9 protein-coding genes are annotated in these 8,719 nt (G+C 41.3%); 6 read left to right on the top strand and 3 right to left on the bottom strand.

Annotated elements, in window-relative coordinates; all coding sequences use genetic code 11:
- Positions 1–544 (bottom strand): Uma2 family endonuclease (locus tag JUI58_RS19710; protein WP_204105521.1); only part of this gene is annotated, 544 nt, incomplete at its 3' end.
- Positions 545–625: 81 nt separating this feature from the next.
- Positions 626–1,402, bottom strand: coding sequence for an MBL fold metallo-hydrolase (locus JUI58_RS19705; protein WP_348539930.1), 777 nt, complete (start codon positions 1,400–1,402; stop codon positions 626–628).
- 31 nt (positions 1,403–1,433) lie between these two features.
- Between JUI58_RS19705 and JUI58_RS19700 the strand changes: the two genes are divergently transcribed.
- A complete protein-coding gene (locus JUI58_RS19700; RefSeq protein WP_204105519.1) occupies positions 1,434–2,537 on the top strand; it encodes a hybrid sensor histidine kinase/response regulator in 1,104 nt (367 codons plus the stop codon).
- On the opposite strand, the gene JUI58_RS19695 is transcribed toward JUI58_RS19700, so the two are convergent.
- Complete coding sequence (locus tag JUI58_RS19695) at positions 2,531–3,727, bottom strand: class I SAM-dependent methyltransferase (protein ID WP_204105518.1); 1,197 nt, start codon at positions 3,725–3,727, stop codon at positions 2,531–2,533. The two genes, JUI58_RS19700 and JUI58_RS19695, sit on opposite strands and share 7 nt — an antisense overlap.
- Before the next feature lie 23 nt (positions 3,728–3,750).
- Between JUI58_RS19695 and JUI58_RS19690 the strand changes: the two genes are divergently transcribed.
- From JUI58_RS19690 to JUI58_RS19670, 5 genes are all read left to right on the top strand, one after another.
- On the top strand, positions 3,751–4,335 hold the full coding sequence (locus JUI58_RS19690) for a DUF4129 domain-containing protein (protein WP_204105517.1): 585 nt from the start codon (positions 3,751–3,753) through the stop codon (positions 4,333–4,335).
- An 86-nt stretch (positions 4,336–4,421) separates the two neighbouring features.
- Positions 4,422–6,917 (top strand): substrate-binding domain-containing protein, encoded by a 2,496-nt coding sequence (locus JUI58_RS19685; protein WP_204105516.1) that lies wholly within the window; start codon positions 4,422–4,424, stop codon positions 6,915–6,917.
- A gap of 111 nt (positions 6,918–7,028) precedes the next feature.
- A complete protein-coding gene (locus tag JUI58_RS19680) occupies positions 7,029–7,310 on the top strand; it encodes a hypothetical protein (RefSeq protein WP_204105515.1) in 282 nt (93 codons plus the stop codon).
- Positions 7,310–7,879 carry a phage tail protein gene (locus JUI58_RS19675; protein ID WP_204105514.1) on the top strand — a complete coding sequence of 190 codons (570 nt, stop codon included), beginning with the start codon at positions 7,310–7,312 and terminating at the stop codon, positions 7,877–7,879. Before JUI58_RS19680 ends, JUI58_RS19675 begins: the two co-directional genes overlap by 1 nt.
- 16 nt (positions 7,880–7,895) lie before the next feature.
- Positions 7,896–8,719: hypothetical protein (locus JUI58_RS19670; protein WP_204105513.1), on the top strand; the 824-nt coding region annotated here is incomplete at its 3' end.

Here is an 8,719-nt window from a genome sequence, read left to right as displayed (position 1 = left end):
AATCTCCCTCACTCGTGCTAAATCTTACCCCCAAAAGTGGACTTCTCCAATTTTCCATCACTGATATCGCCTCCAACTTCTTTCCCTTTCTCAACCACCCTTGTAAACGATTCTTTTTCGGATTATATAAGTAATATTCTTGAATGCCATGCTGTTGATAAAACTTAAACTTGGTCTCCATATCCTTCTTCTTATTACCAGGAGAAAGGATTTCAAACGCCACTTGCGGAGCAATATTGTCCTCTTTCCATTGCAGATAAGAACCGCGATCGCCTTTCGGTCGTCCTAACACTACCATCACATCTGGAGCTTGTCTTTGAGGTTCTTCTTGTTCGATAACTTCCTGTTGAGTTAACTTAACCGGATACCATAACAGATCGGCAGCAACGAACACATCATCCCTGTCCTTAAAGAGAGCATCGAGACCACCTTTAATGGTAAAAATTAAGCGTAATTGAATCGTATTATCAGCCAAGGGTTTACCATCACTATCGGGATAAAGAAATTCGTCTTCAATGGTGGTCGGAGAAAGTTGTTGTACCATTGCCTCAAAGAAAGAAAGAGTCAATACGTTTGACTTTATTATACAGGCGGTGCGCTCCGCGCAGGGGGATGGGAATGCGGACTAAGAGACTGTGCGGGGTTGTAGGGGGATTTTATAGCGTTCTCCTGGTTGAGGATCGATAATTCGGGTTTCTAAATTATACTTTTCTAGCAAGGGTTTAAACTCTTCCAAACTCCCTCGCGATCGCAACAGAGAAGTTAATAAACCATGAAAATCTACATCCCCTCCTGCTGCCGTGGGTAACATGACTTGGGGTTTCAGCGATCGCGCGACTTCAATCGCCGTATCTCGTCCTTGAATGATACACCCTAAAAAGGGCAAACTAATATTAATAATGGGGGTAATAATAACATCAATCGGGGCAAAGTCTTTGAGTTTAGGGGAATGATAGCCGTGGGGTTCATAATAGAGACTCATTCCTGTTGTATTGTCTCGGAGAATGTAGCCATTTTCCACTAAAAAAGGACCAATAGGAGAACCCGGAACAGCAATAATTTCAATATGATGATTGAGAGTAAAGCATTCACCGTGTTTAAGAGACGTGACGCGATCGTAGTGCAGATTTTGAACAACTTTTGCTGCATTAGGAGAACCGACAACCGGAATTTTTCGATCCAATTTTTTTAAGGTTTGCGGATGAGCATGATCTTCCAATCCTTGGGACAATAAGATAATATCTACCTTATCGGGAATCGGTTTGGGAACGCGACGAATGCCTTTAAATAGCCAAGCAAGATTACCAAATACGAGATCGTCTACCAACCAAGGATCGAGAAGGATGCGGCTATTTCCAAAGTCAATACACCAGGAGTTATTATCTAAATAGGTCAGTTGCAGCATAATAGTCGTTTTTAATTTTTTCTTTATATTGAACTATTCTCCTTTTTTCCATCATAACCCAGAAAATAACCGCATTCTCGTGGTTGATGATTCGCCAGATAACTTGTTTCTGGTGCAAAGTATTTTAGCAGAAGAAGGCTATGAAAGTATTTTGCTGGAGAATGGTCCAGATGCGATCGCCTACATTGAAAAGTCTCCTCCGCATCTCGTCCTTCTCGATGTTATGATGCCCAAAATGGACGGTTTGGAAGTCACGCGAACGATTCGTAAAAATCCTTCTCTCCCTTATATTCCCATTCTTTTAATTACCGCTTATGATGGTGCCAGCGTTGTTAAGGGGTTAGATAGTGGTGCCGATGATTTTATTCGCAAACCGGTAGAAGTTGATGAGTTACTGGCAAGAGTGCGATCGCTATTACGTCTCAAACATAGTGTAGATGAACGAGATGCGATCGCCTATCAGCGAGAGGATTTTGTCTCTCGTCTTGCTCACGATTTACGGACTCCTCTCATTGCTGCCGATCGAATGCTAGAATTGTTGCAAAAAGGAACATTAGGAGAACTTTCTCAGGAGATGTATGAGGCGATCGCGGTGATGTCTCGCAGCAATAGTAATCTGTTAGAAATGGTGAATATGTTGCTGGAAGTTTATCGCTATGAAGCTGGGCGAAAAACTCTCAATTTTTCCCCTTTTAATATTGGAAAACTTCTCTTGGAAGTGACGGAAGAACTTACTCCTTTGGCTGTTACAAAAGGATTATCTCTCAAGTTTTTAGGTTCGAGTAATTCCCAAGCAATTATGGTAGGCGATCGCATGGAATTACACCGAGTTTTAACGAATTTAATTGGTAATGCAATTAAATTTACCGATCGCGGCACAATTGAAGTCAATTTAGAAATACAATTAGAACGGGTTAAAATTGAAGTTCGCGATACGGGACAAGGAATTTCCTCCCAAGAGATCGAACAACTTTTTCAGCGTTTTCACCAAGGAAAACACAAGCGATCGGGAAGTGGTTTAGGTTTGCATCTTTCTCACCGCATTATTGCAGCACATCAAGGCAAAATCGCGGTAGAATCCGAACTGGGAAAAGGTAGTTTGTTCACGATTTATTTAAACAAAAATCAATAATGTAGGGGTTTGGTCTCCAAACCCTGGAGTTTCTGTATTTCGTTTAAATTTTTGCGTTGAATAAGTACATTAAATCTCCCCAAACCCGCAGGATCGATGAGTTGGTGCAGAACTTCTCGACGTTTAAGAACTTCGATAAGATTAAATTTTCCTGTAGAAAGTTCGGATAGGCGATCGCCTAATCCTAATGCCATTAAAAATAGCCCTTGTTGAGTCAATCCTACTTCTTCTAATCCCAAATTTTTGCCTTGACGTTCTAAGGCTGTAAAATCCACATGAGCAGTAATATCTTGATAACCTAAATTAGCATAAGGATCGTCGTGATGTCGGTGTTGATAGTAACATTTTATTGTTCCTTGATAGCGTTGGGGATTATAATAACGCTGGGCAGAATATCCATAGTCAATCGTTAAGAGATAGCCAGACTTTAGCTTATTATTGACTTGTTCTATCCACTCCAAAGCCGCCAAATTTACTTCGCTTCTATATCCTTCCCGATAATCTTGACCTAATATATCAATATCGATTAATCTAAAATATTCTTTCAGTTTTTGAGTCGAGAGTTCGCCGATCGCTTCAGTTAATTTTCCTTCCTTTAACGTAATATAAACTTCTTGTAACTTCCCCTCGTTTATAGTAACGCTATGGACAGGGAAAGCATCAATTAATTCATTAGAAAAAAAACAGCCAACCTGTGAATTATCTTCGATCTCTAACCACGATCGCCAACATATTTTGCTGCTATTGTCAATAAAGTTTTGTAACTTTTCCTTTTGTCGTAGGATTAAACTCGGGGATTGTTCGATAATGTTGTATTGAAGTGTAGCAAAATAGTCAGGATGGCGAGATTGAAGATAGTTTAAGAGATCGCAAGCTAAATCTCCTTCCCCTGCCCCCATTTCTAGCAGTGAAAACTCTTGAGGTTTGCCCAAAATCTCCCACATTTGTAGGAATTGTTCCCCCAATAATTCGGCAAAATCCGAACTGAGAGAAGGAGAAGTTACAAAATCACCCCTCTTGCCAATTTTGGCTTTTTTGACGCTATAATACCCATACTTGGGATGATATAAAACTAAATCCATATATTCGGCAAAAGTCAAGCGATGTTGAGGAGAATTGGCAATGCGATCGCAGATAATATCGAGCAGAGCTTGAGAATTGGGAAAATTAGAATTAGACTGAGTAATCATGGAGCAATAAAAAGGCGATCGCGATGAGTTCCTTTCAAAAAAATAGTTTGGGTTGGCAATGGAGCAAATTACAACAACGTTTTTACGAATGGTTGACCTTAAAAGATCCAAACAATACAGATACAGATACATCCTCTTGGTTTGATTCTCCCATTTGGGAAATTCTCGCCAAAGGAATATTTTGGCTCGTTGTTGTCAGTTTATCAGTATGGGTACTCTGGGTATTATGGCAACTCCTAGAGCCTTATCTTTATACCGCCTTTAAGTCTCCTGGGCAATCTCAACAAACACGAGGGAAAATTATTAAAGAAGTTTCTGCCTCTATCTGGGTTGTAAGGGCAAAAAAAGCGCAAGAACGAGGTAATTATCGCGAAGCCTGTATTTGCCTGTATATGGCGATGCTACAGCGCTTAGACGAGACAGGAATTGCCCCCCATCAACCCAGTCGCACCGATGGAGAATACTTACAGATCGTGGGAGAATTGCCCAAACCAGAACCCTATCAAATCTTGTTAGCAACCCATCAAGCCTTGTGTTTCGGCAATACCGAACCAACGCGATCGCTCTTCCAAGAATGTCAAAATGCTTACGATCGCGTTGAATATTAGTTCTTAGTTACTCATTGAACCGAAAATAACCCAAAGACCGATAAGATTTGAAAACTTGAACTTAATCCTATTTTAGAACCTGCCGCATGGGAATTATCAACGACATTAAAAGTAGAGAAGTTAGCGGTTTAGGCGATCGCTTCAATCTCTTCTTCAGCGTATTTATGGATCGTGTAGCTGGGGTTGTTCCAGCGCGATATCGCTGGATCATCCCTTCTCTCTTAGAACCTATTACCTTGCCTATTCCTGAATTTGGGGAAGTCAAGCAAGAAGTCATCGATAAACTGATGGGGGTCGAAACCGAAGAGGGCATCCAAGTAGAGATCGAACCTCCTCCTACAAAGTCCCGCTATACTGCCTATCGGTGCGTGTATTCTAATCCCTTTATCTGCGAGTGGCAAGAAAAAACCTTTGCTGAAAATCCCCAAGCAACCCATTGTTCTCAATGTAGCTTTCCCCTCAGACTCCCCCCAGAAGCCAGAATTCTAGGGATGCGCGGCACTTACCAAGTGGAAGATTATTTCAAACCGCGTAATGGCGGACGTTTGTACCGTGCCATCGATCTCAGCGATCGCTCTCCCGTTGTGATTAAAGAGTATCTCTTACCTAAGCGTTACTTTAGTCGCAATGAAACCCGCTTGCGGCAAACCAACTTTATTAATTTTACCGGTATCGATCTCGCCGATGGTCGCCATCAAGATATACGCATTATTTCCCCCAACGATGCGATCGCACCGACTGGGGAAGAACGTTGCTATCTCATTACCCAAGGAACTTTAGAGAGTTTTCCCGATCTGGCGAGTTACTTAAAGGAAACCGGTTCTCTTTCTCAGCAACAAGTTCGCATCGTCCTGACACAAATTTTGCAAAGTTTGGAATTTCTCCACGGGCAAAAATTTCGCCTTCCCAATGGTATCGTGCGAGAAGGAGTAATTCATGGCAATATTTCCCTCGAAAGTTTGTTGATCGTCCCCACTTTTCAGGGGTTTTATATTTATCTAACCGATCCGGCTTTGTGGGAAAATTTATTCATTCCCTCTGCCAAAAATAAAGAAGAAATTTCCGTTGAGAAAGATTTATACAATCTCGGTTTAGTTGCATTTTACCTCCTTGCCGGACGCAGCAGCCATCCAGAAACCTATCGACCTCTCGATCCTACTTTTGATGATTACTGGCCGCCTATAAATCAGCAATTTAAACATTTTATTGTCTCTTTAATGGGCTTAACTCCTTTGAATTTTACCAGTGCGTCGGAAGCGCGTCGAGAATTATTAAAACTTCCACCCCTCGAAGAAATTTATCGAGTTGATAAACCCGAAACAGAAACAGAAATAGAACCGAAAAAAGACAAGAAGCGCAGAAAATTCTGGCTCTTTCTAGGCAGTCTTTTGGGGGTATCTTTACTGATTCTTTTAATTTGGTATTTGCTTGCCCGTTCCCGTCGCATTCGGGCATTGGCAGAAACTCCGATTTGCTGTATAGAACAAGTAGCGGGATTGAATGCGGGGAATTACGTTTTTAGCGGCGAACAGCAGGGAATTTGGTCTTATATTTGGCTACAAAAAAATCTCATTGCGAAAGGAACTTCTCTAGAGGAGGAATTCTTAAATCGCATTAATCCTCCCAAAGAAGGAGTTGCGACACCGGAAGAAGATACGGCGACAAATACGGAGGATCCCCTTGTAGCTACGGACACCGAACTATCAGAAACTCCCCCGGAAATTCCCGAACCTAGATACAATTTGCTTTATTCTCCCGCACCAAACGCGAGTGAGGCGATCGCCAAAATTCGTAACTTTGAAGCAGATTTTGCTGTTAGTAGTTTATTTCGCAAACTGGGGATAGATTTATGGTTCGAGCGTTTTGCTTATGATGCGATCGCGATTTATGTTTCTTTCAGTTATTCCGAACGCCAAAACAGCATACCGGAAAAATTGCAAGGACGGATTACCTTTGAACAATTGCGTCGCCTTTATACGGGAGAAATAAGCAACTGGAAAGAAATTGGTGGACCCGATCTAGCGGTTAAACTTTACATTCCCGATGATGAAGAAGCAGTGACAATTTTTGAACAAAGAGTCTTGCAAGATGCTGATGCGATCGCTACTTTTCGAGAATTGGTAAAGTTGAATGTGGAACGCAGTGCAGTGAGTACGCAAATTATTCGCCTGTCTACGTTTAAAACCTTTAATGCGGTTATTCAAGATTTTGAAGATCGACAAGTTGGAGGGATCGCTTTTGGTAGTCTCAGCAAGGTTTTCGGTCAATGTTCTGTCTATCCTTTGGCTATTGGGGACGACAAAAACGATCCCGTTTCTCCTTTAATGATGAAGAATGGTTCTCCTATTACACCTCAAACCGATCTGTGTAATGAAAAGGGGAGTTATTTTCTCAATAGCAAAGCCGTCCGAGAGCAACGCTATCCTCTATCTTATGCCCTGGCAGTAGTTTATCCTCGCGATAATCGTCGAATGCCTATCGGGTTAACTTTTATTGATGTTCTCAAAACGACCGAAGCGCAAGTATTGTTAAGGAAAGCGGGTTTAGTCCCCCTTAAAGATGCCGAGGAAAGCCAGAAATAAATCGCGATCGCCGTTCATCAAACAAGATATTCGACTTTTGGCTAGCGATCGCCCGTTGCAGAAATGTTTATGATGAGAAGGGTTATGGCGTTCAAGGAGAATCGGAGCAAAATGAAAGCAAAATCTACAATGGCACCTCTGGTTTTTCATGGAGATGCGGGGGGTACAATTGGGTTTGCTCGTTTTTCCGAAGCGGATAGCGAGCTTATTGAAGAGTCTTGCTCCTGTTTTTCCGATGACGATCCCCCCAGTTCCATTGCTCAATTTGCCTCTGAGGTTATGGAAGACCCTCTCTTAATGAAAAAGTTAGGCGATCGGGTTTATGAATTAATGATAGAAGATTTGAGCAATCAACGCGATCGCTATGGGAACAATAGAGGAGGATTAAGATAATGACTGACACAAGTATCCGGGATTATAACTATATTACTGTCAACCGCTTTTATGTAGAGATGCAGGAAAGTAGTTACATTAGTGCGAGTTTTAATGAGTTTTCCGGTTTAGGGGCGGATCTCGAACACGAGATTTTTTATGAAGGGGGAGTTAACAATCAGCAGCGAGTTATGCTGAAAGATGTTAAGTTTTCCAATGTAACGCTGAAGCGAGGAATGTCTAACGATTTAGTATTTTTGGGCTGGGCTAGTAGTTTATTTAGCACCTTTAAATCTGCGGGAAGCGATACGAAAAATATTAGCGATTATAGACGTAATGTTAATATTTTACTCTTCAATCAAGCGGGTGAAACAATCCAAACATGGACGCTAATTGGAGCCATTCCTGTGAGTTGGAAAGCCCCTTCCTTGCAAGCTGATGGGACGAGTGTTGCGATCGAGGAGTTGACGTTAGCTTATGAAGGGTTGAAAATTTATGTTAATAATACACTAAGTTCGAGTTCTTCGAGTAGTGGCGCAACGATTCATTCGAGTGGAAGAGATGCTACGGGATATTTTGCCAGTAATTAATTGACTATTTGCGATTATGAATAAGTCTATCAGAAAAAACTATTTACAGCCACAATTTCTCTATCCTTTGGGGGCGCAACCGCTCTCAACATTAAGTACATCAACTTTTGTATTACAAGCATTACGCGATCGCCCAGAATTAATTAATGCTTTACCCAATACTAATATTTTTTCACAATTTCAGCAACACCCATTTATTCTTAAGTCTTTACCTAAAGGCTCTCTTAAAAACATTCAAACACAATGGCAAAGAAGTGCTGTTCCTGATTTTTCTCCTCAAGACAATATTACTTACAGTCAGGATTTAAGTTCAAATCAAATACCGAATACTCCAGCTTTAAGAAACGAGGCGATCGCGCCTTCTGATTCGCAACAAATACCCCCAAATATACAACGATATATTCAACAGCAAAGAGAACAAGCACAAAATATAAACCCTTCCTCTCCTTCTCAAGGAAATGAGGCGATCGCGCCTTCCAGTTCGCAACAAATACCCCCGAATTTACAAAAGTTTGTTTCTCCTCAATTACCAAATAGTTCTCCAACAGGACAAGAAAAATCACCGATTAATTCTTCACCAAAACAGCAAACACCGAAAAGAAGTCGTTTTGACCAACATCCAGGTACACAAATTCCAGCTAATGTTCAACGAGATCTAGAAGCGCAAAATATAACTCCTTCATCTCCTTCTCAAGAAAATGAGGCGATCGCGCCTTCTAATTCGCAACAAATACCCCCAAATATACAACGCTATATTCAACAGCAAAAAGAACAAGCACAAAATATAACTCCTTCATCTTCTTCTCAAGAAAATGATGCGATCGCGCCTTCTGATTCGCA

Origin of the sequence: Spirulina sp. CCY15215, from assembly GCF_016888125.1 — a bacterium.
GTDB lineage: Bacteria > Cyanobacteriota > Cyanobacteriia > Cyanobacteriales > Spirulinaceae > CCY15215.
Note: the sequence above shows the minus strand (reverse complement) of the source record. Positions and strands in the feature narration are given on the sequence as shown.